Consider the following 22234-nt stretch of genomic DNA (forward strand, 5'->3'; position numbering starts at 1 on the left):
TGGGCGGGCCGGGGCGGAGGCGGTGGCCGGGGCGGGCCCGATGGGTGGGGCGGGCTCGGTGGCCGACGTGGGGTCAGTGGGCGGGGCCGGCTCAGACGTCCCGGACTCAGCGGTCGTCGGGGCAGGGGCGGCAGCCAAGCCAGGGCCGACAGCTCGACGAGGCCCGGCGGCCAGGGCGGAGGCGGCAGCCGGAGCGGGCCCGATAGATCGGCCCGGCTCAGAGACCGACGTGGACTCAGTGCCCGGAGCCGACTCAGACGTCCCGGACTCAGCAGCCGAGGCAGAGGCGGCAGCCAAGCCGGGGCCGACAGCTCGACGAGGCCCGGCGGCCGGAGCCGAGGCGGCAGCCGGAGCGGGCCCGATGGATCGGCCCGGCTCAGAGACCGACGTGGACTCAGTGGCCGGAGCCGGCTCAGACGTCCCAGGCCCAGCAGCCGTCGGGGCAGAGGCGGCAGCCGGAGCGGGCCCGATGGATCGGCCCGGCTCGGAGACCGACGTGAGCTCAGTGGCCGGAGCCGGCTCAGACGTCCCAGGCCCAGCAGCCGTCGGGGCAGAGGCGGCAGCCAGGCCGGGGGCCACAGCTCGGCGAGGCCCGGGGATCGGGGCGGAGGCGGCAGCCAAGCCGGGAGCGACGGCTCGGCCGGGGGCGGTGGTCGGGTCCGCGGTAGCGGTTCTGCGGGGGTTCACCGTCACCGTCGTCGCGTAGCGTGCCGCTGCCGCGAGCAGGGTCCAGGTTGCCGCGCCGTCTCGGGGGCGCGCTCCTGAGACGTCCGTGGCCGTGCGGCTGTCGGTGGGTTTCGCCTCGTACGCCTCCGGCAGTCCGTGGCCGTCGGCCCGGACGGGACCCGCGCGGGCCAGCAGGCGCATGCGGGTGAGGTGGTCGAGGACGGCGGCGAGGAAGCCGTCCCGGTCCTCCAGGAGTCCGCGCTGCCAGCCGCCGCGCCTGCCGTACTCCTCGATCAGTTCGCCGAGCAGTTCGGACGGCAGGCCTTCGGGGACAGGTACGCCGATGACGAGCCGGCCGCCGGCGGGGTGTTCCGGGCGCAGGCGGTCCACGAGCCGCCCCACCAGCAGCAGCGCGGCCTGCGCGACCGTGCCGGTGCCGGGGAGGTGGAGGTCGGTGAGTTCGGCGTCCGGGTCGACGAGGGCGATGCCCTCGGCGCGGATCTCCGCTTCCAGGCCGAGGAGTTCGGAGAACGCCTGGGCCTCGCGGCGCTGCCGGGTGCGCAGCCATTCGCGCTCGGCGTCCGTGAGGTCGTCGAGGTGGACGACGGGGGTTTCGACGAGCCGTCGGCGGACGTACGTGCGGGGCCCGCCGAACCCGGGGTCGGCCGCCCGCCGGACGAGGTCCGCGCCGTCGCGGCTCTGGGTGAGCGGCCCCGCGACGACGGCTCGCGCGATGTCCCGGTCGACGGTCAGCAGCGCCTCTCCCCCGCCGTCCTCCGCGACCGCCGAGACCTGGCCCTCGGTCTCCGACAGGACGCCCCAGTCGACGAGTTGGCGCAGCGCGGCGGCGAGGGTGCGGCGCTCGGCCTGCCGTCCGCTGTCGGTGATCTCCAGCCCGGCGTCGACGGCGGCGGCCCTCAGGTCGGCGACGAGTTGGGAGAGCAGGAGCTGTTCCGGGGCGGTGACCAGGACGGAGAGCGCGAGGGTGAGGTACGCGTACGTGCGTGGCGTGAACGGCGTGCCGGTGGAGGGGCGTTCGAGGCGGTGACCGGCGCCGGGGCCGAGGCCCGCCTTGAACAGGCGGGCGTATCCGGCGTCGACCAACAGGCGGTATCCGAAGACCTGTTGGAAACGCTGGGCCAGCCAGTCGGCGTGCTTACGGACGAGTGGGAACGTGTCGCGGTGCGGGCCGGTGCTGGTGATCAGCGGGTGGGCCAGCAACAGCCGGGCGGCGGCGCGGCGTTCGGCGGCGAGGGCGACGTCGTGGGTGGAGGGGAGCGGCATCAGGCGGTCGCCTCCTGGGACGCGGGGGCGGCTGCGCGCTCGACGGCCAGGGTGAGGTCGTCCGCCGTCAGGTCGCCGTCGACGGAGCGCAGGAGTGTGGGCCGGCCGGGGGTGCGCCACGCGGTCAGCCGGATGCCCAGGTCCGTTTCGCTCGCCTGGGCGCCGTCGAGGGTGAAGTCGGTGGCGGACTTGCGCAGTTGGGCCTGGCCGAGGGCGGTGGTGAGCAGTTCCAGCAGCAGTTTCATGGCCGGTGCGCTCAGTCTCACCTGGTCGAAGCGGCCGGAGGCGCTGAGGAGTTCGTGGGCCGCGGCCCGCCGCGCCTCGGCCCGCTCGCGTTCCCGTTCCACGAGGCGGCGCTTCTGCTCGGTGTGGTCCTCGACCGCCGCGGACCGTCCGCGCGGGGACCGGCTGCCGCGCTCGCGCAGCGCGACCGGCACGTCGACCACGGGCCCGGTCCACCAGCTGACGTACGCGGGAACGGTGTGGTCGGGGTCGGGGGCGACGCCCAGGTGCCGTGCGCCGTACAGGCCGAAGGCCGCGACGGCGATGTCGTGGGCCTCCTCGGGTTCGGCGGCGTCGAACCAGGCGGCGAGCCGTAGCAGGTCCTTGCGGCGGGACATCTCGCCGGAGGCCGAGCGCAGCATCCTCTTGGCGTTGGCGAGCAGTGACTGAAGCGCCCGCAGTGTCGCGTCGCGCAGTTGGTCGACCTGGCTGCCGTGTCCGAGTCCACCGCTGTCGGTGAACCAGTCGCGCAGCCCCTCCCAGTCCGCCTGCTCCCGCCCCCTGCTGCGCTGCACCCGGGTCTCGGGCAGCGCTTCGGCGAGGGCTCCGATGCCGGTGGCGTGCGCGTCGACGCGGGCGAGGAGCGCGGGGAGGTGCGGCCACACCGCGTCGAGGTGGGCGGCGATGCGCGGGGCGCGCAGCGAGACGTCCTCGGTGATCGCCTCGACGTAGTCCAGCAGGAGTTCCTTGAACCCCTGGTACTCGGCGCCGTCGAGGTCGTAGCGGGCCAGGACCTGGCCCAGGTAGGCGTAGAAGTCCCGTACCGATTCGGCGAACTCGGCGAACTGGACGAAGAGGGTGCTGATCCGCTCCCACGCCTGCTGGGGGTCGCCGCCGCCGGGCGCGGAGGCCAGGGTGACGATCTCGCCGAGGCCCCGGTCGACGAGTGCGAGCAGTTCGCTGCTCACCTCGCGGGCGGCGTCGGCCCCGGCCAGCACCTCGTCCGCGTCGCGCTGTACGCGTTCGCCCAGTTTGGAGAGCTGGTAGCGGGAGCGGGAGCGCTGGTAGTCGGCGATGCTGGTGGCCCTGACCGCGTGGGTGGTGCGCAGCAGGTTTCCCCAGCCGACCAGTCTCTCCAGCCGGACGGCCAGCGTCTCGGCGTCGGGTCCGGTGCCGTCCAGTTTCGTCAGGACGTCCGGCACCGAGAGATCGGCGAGCAGCGTGCCGCAGAACACCCGCATGATCGCTATGTACTCCAGGCGTTCGGGTGCGGTGAGGTAGGCGTACACATTCAGCCGCTCCCCCGCCCCGGACAAGTCGTTCCCCTCCATACCCACGAGAGTACGGACCGTGACTGACAACGCGCCGGGGGGTGTCGGGTCCCGGCAGCGGTTTCGCGCCGATGATCGGCCGAATCCCCCTGGTCAAGGAACCACAAAGTCCCTGTGAGAATCTTGTGAACCGAACGCACAAGCGATGGTTCACCCTGGAGGGGTACCTTGCCCAATCACTGGAGAAGACCCGGTCTCGCGCTGGTCTCGATGACGGCCCTGACGGGTCTCGCGCTCGGTGCGGCGGCGCCGGTGCAGGCGGCGGGTCCGGCGGCCGGGAGGCCGGGGGCGCTCGCCGCCGGGGACAAGCGGCTGACGCTGATCACCGGGGACCGGGTCGTGGTGGACGGCGCGGGCCGGGTCAAGGGGGTGGAGCGGGCTCCGGGCCGGGAGCGGGTGCCGTTCCAGATACGCAAGGTCAAGGACCGTACGCTGGTCGTGCCGACCGACGCCGCCGCGCTGATCGCCTCCGGCAAGCTGGACCAACGGCTGTTCGACATCACCGAGTTGAGCAAGTCGTCGCAGCAGAACGGCCTCAAGGTCATCGTCGGCTACCGGGGCAGGGCCGCCGCCGCGCGGGCCGACGTCGAGGACGCCGCCACGGTGCGCCGGACCATCAAGTCCCTTGACGCGCAGGCTGTTTCGGCCGACCGTGACGAGCCCGAGAAGCTCTGGGACGCGGTGACCGACGGGAACCGCACCGCCGCGGGCGTCGCGGGCGTCTGGCTGGACGGCGTGCGCCGCGCGGCCCTCGACTCGTCGGTGAAGCAGATCGGCGCACCGGCCGCCTGGTCGTCCGGCTGGACCGGCAAGGGCGTCAAGATCGCCGTCCTGGACACCGGAGTCGACGCCACCCACCCCGACCTGAAGGGTCAGGTCGGCGCGGCCAAGAACTTCACGGCCTCCCCCGACGCGAAGGACCGCCAGGGCCACGGCACGCACGTCGCGTCCACGGTGGCGGGCACCGGCGCGAAGTCGAAGGGCAAGTACAAGGGGGTCGCGCCGGGTGCGACGATCCTGAACGCCAAGGTCCTCGACGACCAGGGCTTCGGCGAGGACTCCGGCATCCTGGCCGGCATGGAGTGGGCCGCCGCGCAGGGCGCCTCCATCGTCAACCTCAGCCTCGGCGGCGGGGACACCGCCGAGATCGACCCGCTCGAAGAGGCCGTGAACCGGCTCTCCGAGCAGAAGAACATCCTCTTCGCGATCGCCGCCGGCAACGAGGGCGAGGACGGCGACGGGACGATCGGCTCCCCCGGCAGCGCGGCCAACGCGCTCACCGTCGGCGCGGTCGACGGCAACAACCTGCTGGCGGACTTCTCCAGCAAGGGCCCGACGGCCGACGGTTCGGTCAAGCCCGACGTGACCGCGCCCGGCGTGTCCATCACCGCCGCCTCGGCGCCCGGCAACGCCATCGCGGCGGAGGTCGGTGAGGGGCCCGCCGGGTACATGTCCATATCGGGTACGTCGATGGCGACCCCGCATGTCGCGGGCGCCGCGGCGCTCCTCAAGCAGCAGCACCCGGACTGGACTTGGGCCCAGCTCAAGTCGGCGCTGATGGGCTCGTCGAAGCCGACCTCGGGCCTGAACTCCAACCAGCAGGGCAGCGGCCGGATCGCCGTCGACCTCGCCGTCAAGCAGACGGTGCTGGCCGACCAGCCGGCGCTGAACTTCGGTGTGCAGCAGTGGCCGCACACGGACGACACCCCGGTCACCAAGCGGCTCACCTACACCAACTCCGGTGCCGCGGACGTGACGTTGAAGCTGACGGGGTCGGCCACCGGCCCGAACTCCCGTACCGCGCCCGCCGGTTTCCTGAAGCTGGGTGCCAACGAGGTGACGGTCCCGGCGAACGGCTCGGCGTCCGTCGACGTCACGCTCGACACCCGGCTCGGCGGCACCCTCGACGGCACCTACTCGGGGTACGTCGTCGCCAACGGCGGCGGGCAGAACGTCCGTTCGACGGTGAGCGTGCTGCGCGAGGTCCAGTCGTACGACGTGACCGTCAAGTACGTGAACCGGGCCGGGCGGACGCCGGTCCACCTGACCAACCTGACCGGGTTCGCCGGGCTCGGCAGCGGACAGGACTACGCGACCCAGTCCACCGCCGACACCGTCAAACTCCGGGTGCGCAAGGGGACTTACCTGCTGAACTCGCTCAGCGGGAAGGCCCTCGACTCCGACGAGGGCGGCCTCGACTGGGTCGCGCAGCCGTCGCTCGACGTCAGCAAGGACCTCGCCCTCACGCTCGATCTGACGACAACTCGGGCGTCGTCCATCAGCGTTCCGGACAAGGCCGCCAAGCAGGTCATGGGCACCGCGGGTTACACGTTCGCGCCGGCGGAGACCGACTTCGGCTTCGACGTCACCTCGTTCGCCAACCTCCGTACGGCGCACCTGGGTCCGGCGGTGACCAAGGGTCTCTCGCAGTACTGGTTCGGTCAGTGGCAGAAGGGCGCGGGCGCCGAGTACGACGTCATCACTTCCCGGAAAGTGACCAAGCTCGGCGCGATCAGCAAGCAGTACCGGGCCGCCGAGCTCGCCACCGTCCGGGTGGGGATGGGGAGTTCGTCGAAGAACCGGACGGGTGCGCTGCTCGCCTCCGGCCAACTCGCCGACGGGACCTTCTCGTTCAACTCCCCGCTCTTCCAACGCCTGCCCGGCACCCGGACGTTGTACCTGTCTGCCGGGGAAGGTGCCCGCTGGGGCCTCCACTTCTTCCAGATCGCCCCGAAGCCCGACGCGGCCGGGGAGCCGATCGCCGAGGCCCAGTACAGCATGACCGACAGCCGCGCCTACGCCGCCGGCAAGAGCTACACCGAGACCTTCAACGCCCCGGTCGTCGCCCCGCGCCTGAGCAACGGTAACTTCGGCATCTTCCGCCTGGGCAACGACATCTACGCCGGGCTGCCGGTGTTCGCCGACGGGGCCGGGCACGTGGGGCTGGCCCCGTCCATGTCCGGCACCACCACGCTGTACCGCAACGGCAAGAAGGTCGGCTCGCTCAACGATCCGCTGCTCGGCCTCGCACCGTTCAAGGTCCCGGCGGCGAACGCGTCGTACCGGCTGACGGCGACGGTGACCCGTTCCGCCTCGGTGTTCCCGACCTCCAACCGCATCGACGCGGCCTGGACCTTCTCCTCCAAGTCGGCCGCCAAGCAAACCCGGTTGGCCGCCTCGACCCTGCACATCGCCGCCCCCGTCGACCTGTCCGGCCTCGCCCCCGCCGCCCGCTCGGTCTCCGCCCCGGTGACCGTCCAGGGCTCCGCCGCCGGCAAGAACCTCAAGTCCCTCGCCGTGTCCGTCTCCTACGACGGCAAGCGGTGGACGAAGGTCTCGCTCGCCAAGGGCAAGATCACGTACAAGAACCCGGCGAAGGGGAAGGCGATCTCCTTCCGGTACGCGATCACCGACAAGCAGGGGAACACGTCCGACGTGACCGTGTGGAACGCGTATTTCGGCAAGTGACCCTCTGAAGTAGCCTCTTGAGGCGGCGGGCCCGGCAAGTGCCGGGCCCGCCGTCTGCGTTGTGAGCTGCTGACCCGGTCGAACGAAGGAGACGGACAGCCATGCGGTCACTTCCCCGGAGCACGGTGCGCCTCCTGCCCGGCCCCTTCCTCGACGCGCAGACCGGCGCGCTCGACTACCTCCTCTCCCTGGACCCCGACCGGCTGCTCGCTCCCCTGCGGCGCGAGGCCGGGCTGCCGCCGGTCGCCGAGTCCTACGGCAACTGGGAGAACTCGGGGCTCGACGGCCACACCGTCGGGCACGCGCTGTCGGGTGCCGCCCTGATGAGCGCGGTGACGGACGACCCCCGGCCGTCGGCCCTGGCCGAGCGGCTCGTCCGGGGTGTCGTCGAGTGCCAGGACGCCCTCGGCACCGGATACGTCGGGGGTGTTCCGGGCGGGGTGCGGCTGTGGGAGCGGGTCGCGGCGGGGCAGGTGGAACGGGACTCGTTCGAGCTCGGCGGCGCCTGGGTGCCCTGGTACAACCTGCACAAGCTGTTCGCCGGGCTGCTGGATGCCCACCGGTACACCGGTTCGGTCCCAGCGCTGAACGCTGTGCGGCGGCTGGCCGACTGGTGGGACGAGGTGGCGTCGGGGATGTCCGACGACGTCCACGAGGCCATGCTGCGCACCGAGTTCGGCGGGATGTGCGAGGTGCTCGCGGAACTCGCCGAGCTCACCGGCGTGGATCGGTACGCCCTCCTCGCCGGGCGCTTCCTCGATCAGGGGCTGCTGCGGCCGTTGCGGGAACGGCGTGACGAACTCGACGGGCTGCACGCCAACACGCAGATCGCCAAGGCCGTCGGATACCAGCGGCTCGGTGAGGTCGCCGGTGATCCCGGGCTGCGGGGCGCCGCGCGGTTCTTCTGGGAGAGCGTCGTCCGCCACCGCACGTTCTCCTTCGGCGGGAACTCCGTACGCGAACACCTGCATCCACGCGACGACTTCAGCTGCGCCCTGGAGTCGCCGGAGGGGCCCGAGACGTGCAACACGTACAACATGCTCAAGCTCGGGCGCGCGCTGTTCCTCGAACGGCCCGATGCCGAGGTGCTCGACCAGTACGAGCGGGCCACGGTCAACCACATCCTGTCGTCCGTGCGGCCCGGGGGCGGGCTGGTGTACTTCACGCCGGTCAGGCCGGGGCACTACCGGGTGGCGTCCACGGCCCAGAACTGCTTCTGGTGCTGCGTCGGCACCGGTCTGGAAAACCATGCCAAATACGGGGAGTTGATATACACCGCCGACGGCGACGATCTCTTCGTCAACCTCTTCATCGCTTCCCGGCTCAGCCTGCCGGACCGGGATCTGGTCCTGGAGCAGACCGGGACGGCGCCCTATGACGAGGAGGCCTGTCTGGTGGTACGGGCGGCTCCCGCCGGTCCGGTGGCGATCCATGTGCGGGTTCCGGGGTGGCACGAAGGGGAGTTGGGGGTGCGGGTCAACGGTGCGCCGGCGGAGGGGGCCGAGGTTGTCGAGGCGGGGGCCGAGGCCGTCGCGCCAGGGGCCGACATCGTCGCGGCGGAGGCCGAGGCCGTCGCTCCAGGGGTGACGTACGTGCGCCTGGAGCGGCGGTGGCGGGCCGGGGACACCGTCACCGTGCGGCTTCGTCCGCGGGTCAGCGCCGAGTTGCTCCCCGACGGGTCGCCGTGGGTGTCGTTCCGGTTCGGGCCCACTGTTCTCGCGGCCGAGGGGGACCGGGACGACCTCGCCGGGCTCCTGGCCGACGGCTCCCGCATGGGCCACGTCGCCGCCGGCCCGCCCCGCCCGCTGGCGGACGCTCCAGTCGTCCTCGCCGCCGACGCCTGCGACCTGCCGGCCGGCGTCCGCCAACTCTCCCCCGACCGCCTGGTGTTCACCCTGGACCACGCGCGGGCGCCCTCGGGAGAACCCGTCACCCTCGTCCCCTTCGCCGGCCTCCACGACTCCCGCTACCACCTCTACTTCCCCGTCGCCCACCCCGACCGCCTCCCGGAACGCCGCGCGGAACTCCGCACGGCCGACGCAGGCTCCCTCGCCCTCCACGGCCGTACCGTCGACTCCGTCGCCGCCGGCGAGCAACAGCCCGAGTCCGACCACCACTTCACGGGCCACCACACCTGGTCCGGCCACACCGACGGGCTCCGCTGGCGCGCGGCCACCGGCTGGTGGTCCTACCACCTCACCGACCCGGCCCTCACCGCCACGGCCCTCCACATCACCTACCTGACCTCCCCGGAGTCCGGCCCGACCCGCGTCCTGATCGACGGGGTTCCCGCAACGACCCTCACCCCCGGCCACGACCTCGACTCCGAGACCTCCCACGTCCTTCCCCTCCCCGCCGATCGCTCCGTCGACGTCGTCGAGGTGCGCTTCGAGGCGGTCGGGACGGGGAGCGGTGTTCTGGTGCGGGGGGTGCGTCTGATCCGCTGACGCCGCAGGCGTACTGACGTACCGTGAACAGCGCTCCAAGGCGAAGCGGCAAAGAACCTGACCCATGGACATGGACGACATCCGCGAGAACACGAACAGCCGCACGACACCGCCGACGGAAACCTCCACCCGGCGACGGAAAGCGGCTGCGGCTGCCTCCGCCTGGTCCTCGCCGTCCCCCTCACCCTGCTCACCCTCATCGCCGCCTACTTCTGCTGGACGGCACTGACCATCACCCCCTCCGGCACCTGGGACGACGACGCGTACGCCGGAATCGTCCTGTCGTGCGTCCTCACCATCGCGGCGGCGGGAACCGCAGCGGCGCTCCGGCTGATCCCCTCGGTACGGACGACCATGCCGTGGTGGTGGACACTTCCGGCCCTGCTGTTGTGCGTGGTCGCGGGGGTGCGGTGGGTGGCGGGGGGTTGAAGCGAAACATCCGTTGAACCGAAAGGCTCCGCCCGGAACATGATGTCATCGAGTTGACGGACCGTCATGAAACGGGTGTCGCGTGGTTGCGCCGCAGCCTTTCCCTCTCGGATTTTCAATACACCACCCGAAGATCACAGAGGTCAACCGGGATCAGTAAAAAACCTTATGGTGTTCCGCTGAAGAGCACGCGCCGACCATTCGGGTGATGCGAGTAGACGCATATGCACACAAGGAGAAATGCTGTGCTCACGCGTTGCGCATTCGACGCTCCCATGTCACTCATGCACGTCGATCATATCTTCATGATCCCGAAGAGGACCTCTTGCCGGAATCCGGATATCAGCCCGCCCCCCTCCTTGCCGAAGAAATTCCGACGACGGGCTTATGCACTCCGTCTCAACAGCGCACCCCGACGGTTCCCCCGCCCGCACCGTCCCGGGAGAGTGACTTCGCCGCCACTTTCGATCCCGGACTGTTCCGTGAGAGTTCCGAAACCGCGCTCGCTCTACTGGAAGAGCATCTGGCCGATCACTCCGTGCGCGGGTTACGCCTCACCGACCCGGCCGTACTGACCCAGGTCGCCCGTGAACTGATGACCACGGATTCCCGGCAGGTGGCGAAGTTCGACGCGGAGCGGCTGAAAGCCATCCTCGACCTCTACGTGAGCACGGGAATTCCGGTGCATTCACCGGGCTACATGGGCCGGCAGTTCTCCGGGGTCGTGCCCCTCGCCTCGGTCGTCGACTTCGTGAGTTCCACCGTCAACCAGCCGTCCTCCTTCTACGAGGCCGGGCAACTGCCCAACGTCGCTGAGCGGATCATGGCCGAGGAGCTGAACCAGTTCATCGGCTGGGCGCCCGGCACCTTCGCCATGGTGACCACCTCGGGTGGATCGTTGGCCAACCTCACCGCCCTGCTCGCGGCCCGCAACCAGCACTTCCCGTCGTACTGGACGGAGGGCGGCCCGCCCCGCGGTGAAGCGGGCCGGCCCGCGATCGCGGTCGGTGCGGACGTGCACTACAGCGTGGAGCGTGCGGCCGGGGTGATGGGTATCGGCGCGGAGCAGATCGTCCGACTGCCTTTGGACGACCGGCAGCGGATCTGCGCGGAAGGCGCACGAGCCGCCCTCGACCGGGCCGAGGAGCGGCAGCTCAAGGTGTTCTGCCTGGTGGCCTCCGCAGGTACCACGGCCGTCGGCGCCTTCGACCCGCTCGACGAGCTCGCCGAGTTGGCCCGGGAGCGGGGCATGTGGCTGCACGTGGACGGGGCGCACGGGGCGAGCCTGCTGGTCTCGAAGCGGCTGCGGGGCCGACTGCGCGGGATCGAGAAGGCCGACTCCCTGACCTGGGACGCGCACAAGATGATGTATGTGCCCGCCCCGTGCACGATGCTCTTCTACCGGGACCGCCGGCACAGTCTCGGCGCTTTCCGTCAGGAGGCGAGCTACGTCTTCGACGAGAATCCCGACATCTACTCGTCACTCGACAACGGGGACAAGAATTTCGAGTGCACCAAGCGTCCGATGATGATGACGCTCTGGACCCTCTGGGCGTTGTTCGGCCCGGCCCTGTTCGCGCAGAAGACCGAGCATCTGTGCCGGTTGGCCGGAGAAGCCCATCGCATCCTTGAGGGCGAGCCGGATTTCCGTACGCTGCACACTCCGGAATCCAACATCCTCTGTTTCCGTTACCACCCGGAAGAACTGGAGGCGAAGGATGTGCATACATTCCAGACGGAAATCCGGGACCACGTCAAACAGCGGGGAAGATTCTTCATCTCCAAGGTGGATGTGGACGGCACCGCCGCTCTGCGTGTCGTCATGATGAATCACGAAATCACGGCCGCGCATTTCCGTATGCTGCTCGACGAGATCCGTCGTGCCGGGCGGGAGTTGCTGCGGCGACGAACGGGGAACGAACAATGACCGCAACCGCCTTTCCGTACACTGCCGTAGCTCCCGGCGTCCCGGAGAACCCCGTCCAGCTGGCCAACTGGCTGATCCCGGACGGGGAATGGAAGCCCGACTCGGTCGACGCCGTCGAGAAGCTGCCCTCCTTCCTGAGCAAGATGAGGGAGTGTGCGCGCGTCCTCGGGACGCCCTACAGCCAGATCCCGCACGAGGTGCAGGACGCGCTGGTCCTGCGCCGGCTCCAGCAGATGGTCCACACCGTCCTGCTCAACCCTCTCTGGCGCAGCACGCTGCGCGGTGCCGGCATCACCGGGGCGCCGCGCAGTCTCGACGAGTGGCAGTCGATTCCGCTCGCGGACAAGAACGCGCAGCGCGACTTCTTCATGGACGACCGCGAGGGCATGGTCGTCCCGCTCGACCGCGGTGGTTTCGAGATCGTGGCGAGCGGGGGAACGAGCAGCGGGCGCCCGTTGGAGACGGTGTATTCGCTGCGCGAACTGTGGGACACGTATCAGGTCGCGGGTCACTTCATGGGCGCCTACCAGCTTGCCCCGAGGCTGACGGGCGCCGGGCCCAAGTGGCTCTACACCACGCTGGCCGACTACCAGATGTGGAGCAGCGGCACCATGGTCGGCGGGGTGTTGCAGAACGTGCCGGGCGTCAACTACATCGGTGCGGGCCCCGTGACCGCTCCGGTCCTGGAGCACATGTTCTCCTACCCCGGGCCCAAGGCCCTGATGGGGATCACCGCCGGAATCGCCATTCTCAGCGAGCTCGGCGCGGGCATGAACCAGGCGGCGCGGGAGAGTTTCAGGCTCGCCCTGTACGGCAGCGGGGTGCTGCCGCAGCGGGGGCGTGCCGATCTGCGGGCGGTCTACCCGAACGTCGAGATCCTCAGCTACTTCGCGGCCACCCAGGCCGAGACCATCGGGCTTCAGCTGGACCCCGGCGCACCCGAGCTGTCGGCCGTGCCGGGCCTGCATCTGGTCGAGATCGTCGACGAGCAGGGCCGCTGGGTCCCCGAAGGCGCCGAGGGCGAGCTGGTCGTCACACGGCTGCACGCGCACGAGGCGCCGCTGCTGCGGCTCAAGCTGGGCGACCGGATGATCCGCCGATCGCGGCTGAACGGTCCGGGGCTGAAGGCGGACCGGTTCGAGTTCGCCGGCCGCACCGGTGACGTACTGCATCTCAACGACAGCCAGTACTCGGCCACGGCCGCGCTCGCCGGGCTGGGCGAGGAGTTGCGGGCTGCCGGTGTGGTGGATCTGGACACGGCGGCTCACGACCTCCAGTTCGTCAACCATCGCGAGGCGAAGCTCCTCACGCTGCTGGTGTCCGTCGACAACCCGCAGGACGCCACGTACCGCACGGACGCGATGCTCGGCCCGTACGGCACGCGGCGGGTCTTCCTGAAGGTGCTGCCCCGCGCGCTGTCGCTGTTCAACCACGGCGAGGCGAATCCGGCGTCCATCGAGAAGACCGGATACGGCTTCCGCGTCCAGTTCGTGTCCAAGGGGTCACCCGAGGTCGAGCGCACCGACGTGGGCAAGGTGCCGCTGGTCCGGGACCGCGGGCAGTAGCCGTCCCCTCAAAAGTTCCCCGCCTCCGCGCACCCGCAACTCCAGGACAACGCCGCTCAGGACAGGAGCAAGAATGAAGCCGCAAGTCAATATCGTCGCCTTGGTCGACAGCATCGGGGCGCTTTCCGACCGCACCCTCCTCAACGGGAATCTGTCGCTCGTGGACGACGGCCCCTTCCACAGCACCGGGCAGGGAACGCCGAACCTGTGCACCGTCGTACGGCCGGGCCAGGTCGTCCAGTGGCAGGCCCTCGCGGTCGACCTCCAGACTCCGGTGGAGATCAAGAGCGTCACGTTCCTCAGCTCCCCTGATGCGGACGGTGAATACCAGCCGTCCCACTGGGACGAGGAGGGCGAGAAGCTCGACCTCAACATCTGGGCCGGGATCGTCCCGTCGTTCATGGGCACCGGAGTGCCGCACAGGTACCGCCTGGAACTCCAGATGTACGAGGGCAGGAACAGCGTCATGTACATCGACTCGCCCGCGCTGATGTGCGTGTGACCGCGCCCGGTACGCCCGTCACGAACCCTTCGACGAGATAGGCAGGTTCATGCCTCAGCAACTAGGCATCATCGTGCTCGTGGACACCGCCAACGCGCTGGCGGACAAGACGCTGAGCGGCAACACCTACTGGTTCGACAACCAGAAACTGCACGGCTCCGAGAACCAGGGCACCGAGAACCTGGTCTCCGCGATCAACGGCTCCTACTGGCAGGACGGCTCGCAGGCGACCGAACAGGTACTCAACTGGCTGCCGTACAGCCTCGGTTCCCTCCCGCCCAGCGTGCCGCGCGGCTACCAGGCCGAACGCTCCCGGCTCAGCGACGAGGAGGCGCTGGCCGACCTGGAGGCCCTCCTGGACGGCAAGGGCGCCCCCGACGCCGCTCAGCTGGAGCGTGTGCGCAAGGCGCTCGGCAAACGGACCAAGACCCGCGGGAACGGCCACCAGGGCGAGAAGATCCTGGACGTCACCGGAAACGTCGTCACCGACGTGGGCGACCAGGTCCACAACTACCCGCCGCCGATCATCACCGACATCTACGGCCAGGCCGTGGACGAGAAGATCATGTACCCGGCCGAGTACGGCTCTCCCGACCTGGTGACCGACGGCTGGTACTGGGCGGCCTCCGTGGACACCTCCCGGCCCGGCACCTACACGTACACGGTGCGGATCCAGCTGCACGACCTGGTGCTGCGCGACGGGGAAGTCGAGTGGACGCCGGTGAACTTCACCTGCCGGTCCACGCTGAAGATCGTCACCGAGCCGAAGCGCAACGGCTTCACCAAGGCGGGCATGGGCTATCTCCCCGTCCCGCCCCAGCCGGCCCCCGCCCCCATGGCACCCCAGAGCTGAGGAGCAGCAGATGGCCACGGACACCAAGTCCAAGAAGAAGACGACGGCCACCGCCCGGCCGATCACCATCACCGCCGTCGTGGACGCCGTCGGCATCCTGGCGAGTGACAGCACCAGCGGCGAGGTGTACTTCTACGACACCAACAAGGCCGGCGGCTCGACCGGCTTCGGCACCGAGCAGCTGAGGACCAAGGTCAAGCGCGGCGATCAGCTGCTGTGGAGCACGATCGCCCTGGAGTGCGAGGCGCATGTCGCCATCGACTCCATCGAGATCGACAAGAGCGTGTGCGAGCCGGAGCGCAAGGTGTACCCGGGCACCGACGTCTCGTTCTGGACGGCCAAGGTGAAGACGGACATCAGCGGCGCCGTCCCCTACCGGATCAGCTTCCAGGTCGGCACGAGAACCGAACCGATCACCACCGTCCAGTCACCGTCCCTGGTGGGTTGAGCGCGCTCCGCAGCCTGCTCAACGGCGCACCGAAGGAGAATGTTGATGAGCACCACCACGCTCAACCCCGCGGAGAAGAAGCAGAACCCCGGTCAGCTGAACTCGGTCCAGCTCAACGTCGTCACGCTCGTCGACATGGAGAAGGCGGTCCAGACAGGGACCCTGCGCGGCGCGATGTACATGATGGACAACAGCATCGGCGGCGTGGGCCAGGGCACGCACGCGCTGGAGACCGTCTGCAAGCAGGGCCAGGTCATCAACTGGATCATCCGCCCGATCGACATGGAGAAGCGCCTGGACGGCACCTGGCCGCCCATGCCGAAGATCAACAACATCGTCGTCCTCGACATCGAGGAAGGCGACGAGGAAGACGTCGCCGAGACCAAGCTGCTCACCGAGCTGAAGATCTACGGCGGCCCGGACCGTATGCGCTCCCCGCTGACCCCGGTCTACTACTACTGGGCCGGCACCGTGCTGAGCACCGCGAAGCCCGGCCTGTACCGCTACCGCCTCGTGGTGGAGCTGGAGCAGGACGGCAAGAAGGAGCGGGTCTACCTCAACACGGAGGAACACCCCGCCCTGCGGGTGGTGGCGGTATGACGCCCCTCCCGGCCCGCCGCTGACGGGTGACACCCCCTTCAGCGGCAGGAGTCCGTTCAACCGCCTGTCGCCGGTCCGCCTGGACACCTCCGTCGCTCCTGACCCCACCACAAGGTGGGACAAGGCGCGACGGGGGCCGTCCCGATCCCCATAGGCCGTAACCATGACCTTGACCATGATCATCACTGTGGCGGCGATCATGACGGCACTCGCAGTCGGCCTGACCGCCAACCACTTCCGCCGCCGGCGCCACGCCGGTGACGACGAGGACGAGGCATCCGTCAGCGACCTGATCAGCCCGCTGGAGACACTCGCCGTCCTCCTGGTCGCCTTCGTCATCGTCGTCGCGGCCGAGTCGTACGGTTCCGCCTCGGCAGCCGTCGAAGCCGAGGCGGGCCGTGTCGACCAGCTCTACGAGGTGGCCGACTACGCGTCCGAACCACAGCGCCGACAGCTCCAGGCCGACGCCGTCTGCTACTCGCGGGCCATCGAGGCCGTCGAATGGCCCCTCATGGCCGAAGGCGGCGAGAAGTCCCCCGTGGCGTCAGCGTGGTCCACCGACTTCCGCAGACACTTCAAGGAACTCGCCCGGAAGGGAGACACCACCTTCCCCCTCCTGGTAGCCGCCGATGACGAACGCTCCCAGGCCCGCCAGACCCGGATCTCGGAAGCGAGCCCCGCCATCCCCACCCTCGTCTACTGGTTCATGGTCGTCGCCCTGGCAGCCACGGTAGGAGCGTTCGCCTTCGGCCTGCCCCGCACCCGCGGCCCCTCCCACCTCGCGCTGCTGGGTGTGCTGGCGGTGCTGTTCACCGGGTCACTGCTGCTGATCGAGGACATCGACAACCCCTTCTCCGGGCGGATCACCATCACGGGCGACGCGATGCGGGAGACCGCCAAGGACATCGCCGAGGACTACGCCGTCGACCACCCCACGGGCACGCTGCCGTGCGACGCGGACGGCAGAGATACCAAGACCTGATCCGCCGGCCCGCCTGCGGACACGCGCCCCTTCACGGCGGTGCACAGCGGTCAGAAGCTGCTGTCTTTCCTGGGAGTGTGGCTGCCTGGCTCACGGGCCTCGGCTCCTGATGGAAGGTCAGCCAGCGGTGGCGTCCCGCTCAGTGGTGCAGCCGGTCAAGTACGTGGAACGCGCAGGTCATCGCGTACATCGACGTGGCTCGGCGCCGCCTTTGGTGCTGACGGCAGGTCAGCCGCACGCGAGGCGGGCGCCGCGTCCCTGCGGCCGGCCGACGCGCGGCTTGTCGGAGCGTGTCGAGCAAGGTCGCTCACACCACGAGGCGGGACACGACCTCAGCCAGCGCCATCACCGTTGAGACTTCCCCTGATAATCGCGGCCAACTGCCGGGAGCGTTGAGCCCCCACGCGCGGTTCCTTCCGAAGGGTCTCGGCCGAGACCGGCCGCTGATGGGGTTCACGGTGACGGGAATCGAGCATCCGCGCCTGCGCCGGCAACGGATCGCCGCCTTCCTGAGGAAGCTCGGCCTTCTCCTCCCGGACCACCGGACCGGGGCGATGCACCGGAAGTTCGACCGACAGCAACAGCGCGACCGGGGGCCGGCCGGCCACCAGGACCGGTTTCCATTCCAGCGCGGGATCCGGGCGGGCCTCAGCAGACCGTCCACGGACAGCGGCCACAGCCAGGCGCTGACCCGGTCCACCCCGCCCCTGCAAGGCGAACTCCCGCTGGTGGACGTACGAGGCGTACGCGGCGACTCCGGCGACCACGAGAGCGCACGCCGTACGCACCCAGACGTCGAAGTCCTCCGTCCGGCCCAGAGGGCTCCGAGCGGTCCCGGCCGGGACATAAGCCCAGGTCAGAGCCGTAAAGGCAGACGAGCCGGGCCGTACGCCGGGTTCTGTTTCCTCGGGGTCCTCGCGGGCCCCGGGGCGACGGCCATCCATCTAGGGCCGACGTTGCCGTCGGCCTCGTGCGGTCTACCCGCGGACTCGGGCGGGCAGCCCTCGAACGTCCGCGCAGAGCGCGTTTCACGGCGCTCCTTTTGACCTTGCTCCGGGTGGGGTTTACCTAGCTGCCCAGGTCACCCTGGGCACTGGTGGTCTCTTACACCACCGTTTCACCCTTACCCGGCGCCGAAGCGCCGGGCGGTCTGTTTTCTGTGGCACTGTCCCGCGGGTCACCCCGGGTGGCCGTTAGCCATCACCCTGCCCTGTGGAGCCCGGACGTTCCTCGGGGGCTCCCCTGGGGGAGTCCACGCGGCCGTCCGCCCGGCTCGTCTGCCGTGTCGACCATGGTACCGGGCGGGCGCCCTACTCCGACCCCGAGGGGACGGACGGGACGGAGGGGGCAGAGGGGACAGGCGAGGTTGCGGGGGCGGAGCCCCCCGCGCTGGACGCCGTCGCCAGGACCGACCCCGCGAGGATCAGGGTGAACGCGACCCCGATGCCCACGGTCAGGCTCTCGCCGAGGAACAGCGCGCCCGCCGCCACCGCGACCGCGGGGTTGATGTACGTGATGACCGTGGACCGCGTGGGCCCGATCTCCTTGATCAGCTCCAGGAAGGCGACGAACGCGATCGCCGTGCAGATCACGCCGAGCCCCGCGAGGGAGACGAGGACGGTGGCCGAGGGCATCTCGGAGGGCCAGGTCGCCGCCGCGAAGGGCGCGTAGACGAGGGCGGCGAAGGCGAGGCAGGCGGCGGTGAGGTGGAGGGAGGGGACGTCCTTGAGGTGGCGGGCGGCGATCAGGGGTGCCGTCGCGTAGCCGATGACCGTCACCAGCACCTCGGCGAGCGAGCGCGCGTCCCCGCCGGTCAGATGCGGGACGGTGAGGACGCCGACGCCGGCGAGACCCAGCGCGAGGCCCGCGACACGCCGTGTGCCGAGCCGTTCCGTGTCCCCGAAGAAGCGCGCGAGGACGACGCCGACGATCGGGACGCCCGCGATCAGCAGGCCTGCCGTCGAGCTGGAGAGGTGGCGCTCGGCGTCGGTGAGGGTGATCCAGGGGCCGACGATCTCGATGACCGCGAACGCCAGCATCGGCAGCCAGTGGGCGCGCACCGCGCGCGGGAGGCCGCCCTGGCGGATCGCGAAGGGGAGCAGGAGGGCCGCGCCGAGGGCACAGCGCGTGAACACCACCATGGTCGGGGAGAGGTCCTCCACCGCCACCTTGATCATCAGATAGGGAATGCCCCAGACCACTCCCATCAGGGAGAACAGGAACCAGCCACGTGCAGTCATGGTCGGAGTCTCACCCCCTTCCCCGGCCGGTGTCTTGAACGCTGTTGCGGTACGCCGCCGGGGTGACGCCGAGGACGCGCCGGAACCAGCGCGTGAGGTGCGCCTGGTCCGCGAAGCCGACGAGGGCGGCGGCCTCGGCGGGGCGCAGTCCGGCGTCCAGCAGTCCCCGCGCGCGGTGCACGCGGTGCTGGGCGAGCCAGGCGTAGGGCGGCAGTCCCATCGTCGTACGGAATGCCCGCAGCAGTTGGTACCGGGACAGCCCCAGGTCGGTGGCGAGTGTGGACAGGGCCGGTGGTTCGAGGAGTTCGTCGGCGAGGCGGTCGCGTACCGCGCGGGCGACGGCCGTGGATCCGGGGAGGCGGTCGTCCGTCGGGCGGGCGGTGGAGTGGCGGCGGGCCAGGGTGGTGAGCAGCCAGGGGATGGTGGACTCCGCCTCCAGCGGGTCCGGGTGCGCGCTGAGCGCGACGTGCGTGCGGCGCAGAGTCTCGGCCAGTTCCGGGTCGTGGATCAGCGGCTCGCAAAAGTGCGGTACGCCGCCGAGGGTGCCGTCTCCCAGGAGGCCGGGTTCGGCGTAGACGGCGCGGTAGGCGTAGCCGTCGGTGGCGTTTCCCGGTCCTCCGGTGTGTGTCTCGCCGGGGGCCAGGACAACGATCGTCCCGGGCCCGGTGCGGACGTGCCCGCCCCGGTAGGCGATCACCTCAGAGCCGCCGACGCACACCCCCACGGTGAACTCGGCGTGCGCGTGCGGCGCGTAGACGTGTTTCTCGAACCGCGCGGTCAGCAGGTCGACCGGCGCCCCGCCATTCCCGAGCCGGGCTCTCGTCCACAACGCTTGCTCACCCATCCAGTGCTCCCCCGTGTGCTGTGTACCGCTCTGGAAAACTCCCCTGCCGCGTTCCTGTATTCCGCCGTTCCGCGGGCATCCGGCCATGTCAGGCGCCCAAGGCGGCCTCCAGTGCGGTGAAGGCGCGGGTCAGGTGCGCGCGGTGGCCGTCGGTCACGGCAGATGCGGGTTCACCGGCCATGAGGCGCCGCGCGGAGGCGATGTAGACCGTGCGGTAGGCGGCGATCGTGAGGGCTGCGGCGAGGTGGGGGTCGGGGTATTCGGGGGCGGTCTCGGCGAGGGCGGTCACCAGGGCCGTCTCCAGTTCCTCGACGCCTTCGCGTGCGCGGGCGCGCAGGGCCGGGGAGTCGACGACGACCTGCCAGAAGGAGGGGAAGTCGTCGTCCACGGCGGAGAGGGGGTGGTGGGTCTCCAGGAGTGTCACGGCCAGGTCGTGCAGGGCCGTCAGGGGTGTCTGGTCCGGGGGGCGGCGGCGGACGGCCTCGGTGAAGGTCTCCACCGCCTCCGGGATGCGGTCGAGGAAGAGGTCCTCCTTGCGCGGGAAGTAGTTGAAGACCGTCATCGCCGAGACGTCGGCGGCCCGGGCCACCTCGGCGACCGTGACCTCGTCGAAGCCGCGGGCCACGAACAAGCCCGTCGCCACGTCGGAGATCCGCTGCTTCGTGGCGCGCTTCTTCCGCTCACGCAGGGACAGTTCGACCGTCCGCTCCAGCTTCGTCCGCTCGCTCTCGGCGGGATTCGTGGATTCCATGCGAAAAACTATAGCGGAAACAAATTTTTAGTGGCTACAGTGTTCGCATGACGAATTTCGACGTGGTGATCGCCGGGGCCGGTCCGACCGGTCTGCTGCTGGCCTGCGAGCTGTGGCTCGGGGGTGTGGAGGTGCTGGTCGTGGAGCGCTTGACGGAGGTGGACGAGACGATCAAGGCGATGGCGGTCAACTCCCCCTCCGCCGTGGCCCTCTACCGGCGCGGCTTCCATCCCGCGCTCGCGGAGATACAGGAGCGCGCGATGGCCGGCTTCCGGCGCTTCCGCGAGGATCAGGGCGAGGACCTCGTCCCGCCGCCCCGCTTCGCCGGCCACTTCGCGGGCATCCCCCTCGACGCCGCCTTCCTCGACCCGGACGACCCCGCCTGGGCGGACATCGGCCGCGCGGAGGAGATCGGCCTGATCCCGCAGTCCGCGCTGGAGCGGGTGCTGGCCGCGCGGGCGCAGGAGCTGGGGGTCGAGGTGCGCAGAGGGGTGGAACTGACAGGGTTCGAGGAAAGCCGCGACGGGGTGTCGGTACGGCTGGCCGAGACCCACGCGGCCCCGGACGCCGGCGCCCGCATCCCCGGTGAGTCCCGTACCGTCCACGCCGGCTGGCTCGTCGGCTGCGACGGCGGGCGCAGCACCGTTCGCAAACTCGCCGGCTTCGACTTCCCCGGCACGCCTCCCGAGATCACCGGCTACCAGGCGCTGGCCGACCTGACAGGTACCGAGGCGCTGGCCACCGGCTGGAACACGACCGCGACGGGCACCTACGCGCACGGCCCGCTGCCCGGCCGGATCCTCACGGTCGAGTTCGACGGCCCCCCGGCCGACCGCACGGCACCGGTCACGGCCGAGGAACTCCAGGCGAGCGTGCGCCGGGTGACGGGGGTGGAGGTGACCGTGGAGAAGGTGCGTACGGCGACCCGGTTCACTGACAACTGCCGCCAGGCGAGCGATTACCGCAAGGGCCGCGTCCTCCTCGCGGGCGACGCGGCGCACGTCCACTCCCCCTTCGGCGGCCAGGGCCTGAACCTCGGCATCGGGGACGCGGTCAACCTCGGCTGGAAGCTCGCGGCGGTCGTGCGCGGCTGGGCTCCGCCGGCCCTCCTCGACTCGTACACGGCGGAACGGCACCCGATCGGCGCCTGGGTCCTGGACTGGACGCGCGCGCAGATCGCCCTGATGCGCCCCGAGTCCCATGCGCGGGCCCTGCACAAGGTGTTCGCCGACCTCACCCGCACCACGGACGGCACGACACACCTGGTCAAGCAGATCTCCGGCGTCTGGCAGCGGTACGACCTCCCCGGTGACCACCCCTTGGCCGGCGCGAGCGCCCCCGACCTGGAGCTGGCCGACGGAACCCGCCTCGCCGACCTGCTGCACACCGCGCGCGGCCTCCTCCTCGACCTCACCGACGACCCGAAACTACGCGCCCGCGCGGAGGGCTACGGAGACCGGGTCACCGTCGTCACCGCCGCCTGCCCGGACCGCCCCGGCCTCGCGGCGCTGCTGGTCCGGCCGGACGGGTTCACGGCGTGGGCGGCGGACACGGAGAAGGGTCCCGGGGCGGGCGGGGAGCCGCTGGAGGCGGCGCTGGAGCGCTGGTTCGGGACACCGGACAGCATCCCGGAGGGAGCCGGCGATGACCACCCTTGACCTTGCCGCGACGTCAA

17 protein-coding genes and 1 other RNA gene are annotated in these 22234 nt (G+C 70.4%); 10 read left to right on the forward strand and 8 right to left on the reverse strand.

Annotated elements, in window-relative coordinates:
- A partial coding sequence (locus ACVNF4_RS11490) for a TIGR02678 family protein (RefSeq protein WP_461802639.1) occupies positions 1–1950 on the reverse strand: 1950 nt, incomplete at its 3' end.
- The gene (locus ACVNF4_RS11495) at positions 1950–3503 is read right to left on the reverse strand and encodes a TIGR02677 family protein (RefSeq protein ID WP_461802640.1); all 1554 of its coding nucleotides are present in this window, start codon (positions 3501–3503) and stop codon (positions 1950–1952) included. The genes ACVNF4_RS11495 and ACVNF4_RS11490, both read right to left, overlap by 1 nt.
- A gap of 210 nt (positions 3504–3713) precedes the next feature.
- Between ACVNF4_RS11495 and ACVNF4_RS11500 the strand changes: the two genes are divergently transcribed.
- Together ACVNF4_RS11500 and ACVNF4_RS11505 are read left to right on the forward strand one after the other, a co-directional pair.
- Positions 3714–6971 (forward strand): S8 family peptidase, encoded by a 3258-nt coding sequence (locus ACVNF4_RS11500; RefSeq protein WP_461802641.1) that lies wholly within the window; start codon positions 3714–3716, stop codon positions 6969–6971.
- A 101-nt stretch (positions 6972–7072) separates the two neighbouring features.
- Positions 7073–9418 (forward strand): beta-L-arabinofuranosidase domain-containing protein, encoded by a 2346-nt coding sequence (locus ACVNF4_RS11505; RefSeq protein ID WP_461802642.1) that lies wholly within the window; start codon positions 7073–7075, stop codon positions 9416–9418.
- Between the two features lie 206 nt (positions 9419–9624).
- Here the strand turns inward: ACVNF4_RS11505 and ACVNF4_RS11510 are convergent, their stop codons facing one another.
- The gene (locus tag ACVNF4_RS11510) at positions 9625–9774 is read right to left on the reverse strand and encodes a hypothetical protein (protein ID WP_461802643.1); all 150 of its coding nucleotides are present in this window, start codon (positions 9772–9774) and stop codon (positions 9625–9627) included.
- Between the two features lie 398 nt (positions 9775–10172).
- On the opposite strand from ACVNF4_RS11510, the gene ACVNF4_RS11515 reads away from it, so the two are divergent.
- From ACVNF4_RS11515 to ACVNF4_RS11545, 7 genes are all read left to right on the forward strand, one after another.
- Positions 10173–11774, forward strand: a complete 1602-nt coding sequence (locus ACVNF4_RS11515) for a pyridoxal phosphate-dependent decarboxylase family protein (RefSeq protein WP_461802644.1) — start codon at positions 10173–10175, stop codon at positions 11772–11774.
- Positions 11771–13339, forward strand: coding sequence for a phenylacetate--CoA ligase family protein (locus ACVNF4_RS11520; protein ID WP_461802645.1), 1569 nt, complete (start codon positions 11771–11773; stop codon positions 13337–13339). The genes ACVNF4_RS11515 and ACVNF4_RS11520 overlap by 4 nt, the downstream gene beginning before the upstream one ends.
- Before the next feature lie 73 nt (positions 13340–13412).
- Entirely contained in the window at positions 13413–13841 is a 429-nt protein-coding gene (locus ACVNF4_RS11525; RefSeq protein WP_461802646.1) for a hypothetical protein, read from the forward strand.
- 49 nt (positions 13842–13890) lie between these two features.
- Complete coding sequence (locus ACVNF4_RS11530) at positions 13891–14694, forward strand: hypothetical protein (protein WP_461802647.1); 804 nt, start codon at positions 13891–13893, stop codon at positions 14692–14694.
- Between the two features lie 10 nt (positions 14695–14704).
- Positions 14705–15142 carry a hypothetical protein gene (locus ACVNF4_RS11535; protein WP_461802648.1) on the forward strand — a complete coding sequence of 146 codons (438 nt, stop codon included), beginning with the start codon at positions 14705–14707 and terminating at the stop codon, positions 15140–15142.
- Positions 15143–15187: 45 nt separating this feature from the next.
- Complete coding sequence (locus tag ACVNF4_RS11540; RefSeq protein ID WP_461802649.1) at positions 15188–15742, forward strand: hypothetical protein; 555 nt, start codon at positions 15188–15190, stop codon at positions 15740–15742.
- Positions 15743–15917: 175 nt separating this feature from the next.
- A complete protein-coding gene (locus ACVNF4_RS11545) occupies positions 15918–16724 on the forward strand; it encodes a bestrophin-like domain (protein ID WP_461802650.1) in 807 nt (268 codons plus the stop codon).
- A 332-nt stretch (positions 16725–17056) separates the two neighbouring features.
- Here the strand turns inward: ACVNF4_RS11545 and ACVNF4_RS11550 are convergent, their stop codons facing one another.
- From ACVNF4_RS11550 to ACVNF4_RS11570, 5 genes are all read right to left on the reverse strand, one after another.
- The gene (locus tag ACVNF4_RS11550; RefSeq protein WP_461802651.1) at positions 17057–17401 is read right to left on the reverse strand and encodes a hypothetical protein; all 345 of its coding nucleotides are present in this window, start codon (positions 17399–17401) and stop codon (positions 17057–17059) included.
- A 194-nt stretch (positions 17402–17595) separates the two neighbouring features.
- An RNA gene (rnpB, locus tag ACVNF4_RS11555) (RNase P RNA component class A) lies at positions 17596–18000 on the reverse strand.
- A 34-nt stretch (positions 18001–18034) separates the two neighbouring features.
- Positions 18035–18964, reverse strand: a complete 930-nt coding sequence (locus tag ACVNF4_RS11560; RefSeq protein WP_461802652.1) for a DMT family transporter — start codon at positions 18962–18964, stop codon at positions 18035–18037.
- Between the two features lie 10 nt (positions 18965–18974).
- Positions 18975–19808 carry a helix-turn-helix domain-containing protein gene (locus tag ACVNF4_RS11565; protein WP_461802653.1) on the reverse strand — a complete coding sequence of 278 codons (834 nt, stop codon included), beginning with the start codon at positions 19806–19808 and terminating at the stop codon, positions 18975–18977.
- Positions 19809–19896: 88 nt separating this feature from the next.
- On the reverse strand, positions 19897–20559 hold the full coding sequence (locus tag ACVNF4_RS11570) for a TetR/AcrR family transcriptional regulator (protein ID WP_461802654.1): 663 nt from the start codon (positions 20557–20559) through the stop codon (positions 19897–19899).
- Positions 20560–20606: 47 nt separating this feature from the next.
- Here ACVNF4_RS11570 and ACVNF4_RS11575 point away from each other — a divergent pair, with 47 nt between their 5' ends.
- Complete coding sequence (locus ACVNF4_RS11575) at positions 20607–22217, forward strand: FAD-dependent monooxygenase (RefSeq protein ID WP_461802655.1); 1611 nt, start codon at positions 20607–20609, stop codon at positions 22215–22217.
- Positions 22218–22234 lie beyond the last annotated feature (17 nt).

The organism is Streptomyces sp. S6 (assembly GCF_054880855.1).

Excerpts from the sequence above, each read along its gene's own strand:
- ACVNF4_RS11545 (WP_461802650.1), top strand. The coding sequence starts at position 15,918 with ATGATCATCACTGTGGCGGCGATCATGACGGCACTCGCAGTCGGCCTG.
- ACVNF4_RS11570 (WP_461802654.1), bottom strand. The coding sequence starts at position 20,559 with ATGGAATCCACGAATCCCGCCGAGAGCGAGCGGACGAAGCTGGAGCGG.
- ACVNF4_RS11565 (WP_461802653.1), bottom strand. The coding sequence starts at position 19,808 with ATGGGTGAGCAAGCGTTGTGGACGAGAGCCCGGCTCGGGAATGGCGGG.
- ACVNF4_RS11505 (WP_461802642.1), top strand. The coding sequence starts at position 7,073 with ATGCGGTCACTTCCCCGGAGCACGGTGCGCCTCCTGCCCGGCCCCTTC.
- ACVNF4_RS11560 (WP_461802652.1), bottom strand. The coding sequence starts at position 18,964 with ATGACTGCACGTGGCTGGTTCCTGTTCTCCCTGATGGGAGTGGTCTGG.
- ACVNF4_RS11540 (WP_461802649.1), top strand. The coding sequence starts at position 15,188 with ATGAGCACCACCACGCTCAACCCCGCGGAGAAGAAGCAGAACCCCGGT.
- ACVNF4_RS11510 (WP_461802643.1), bottom strand. The coding sequence starts at position 9,774 with ATGGTCGTCCGTACCGAGGGGATCAGCCGGAGCGCCGCTGCGGTTCCC.
- ACVNF4_RS11525 (WP_461802646.1), top strand. The coding sequence starts at position 13,413 with ATGAAGCCGCAAGTCAATATCGTCGCCTTGGTCGACAGCATCGGGGCG.
- ACVNF4_RS11520 (WP_461802645.1), top strand. The coding sequence starts at position 11,771 with ATGACCGCAACCGCCTTTCCGTACACTGCCGTAGCTCCCGGCGTCCCG.
- ACVNF4_RS11575 (WP_461802655.1), top strand. The coding sequence starts at position 20,607 with ATGACGAATTTCGACGTGGTGATCGCCGGGGCCGGTCCGACCGGTCTG.
- ACVNF4_RS11530 (WP_461802647.1), top strand. The coding sequence starts at position 13,891 with ATGCCTCAGCAACTAGGCATCATCGTGCTCGTGGACACCGCCAACGCG.
- ACVNF4_RS11495 (WP_461802640.1), bottom strand. The coding sequence starts at position 3,503 with ATGGAGGGGAACGACTTGTCCGGGGCGGGGGAGCGGCTGAATGTGTAC.
- ACVNF4_RS11500 (WP_461802641.1), top strand. The coding sequence starts at position 3,714 with ATGACGGCCCTGACGGGTCTCGCGCTCGGTGCGGCGGCGCCGGTGCAG.
- ACVNF4_RS11535 (WP_461802648.1), top strand. The coding sequence starts at position 14,705 with ATGGCCACGGACACCAAGTCCAAGAAGAAGACGACGGCCACCGCCCGG.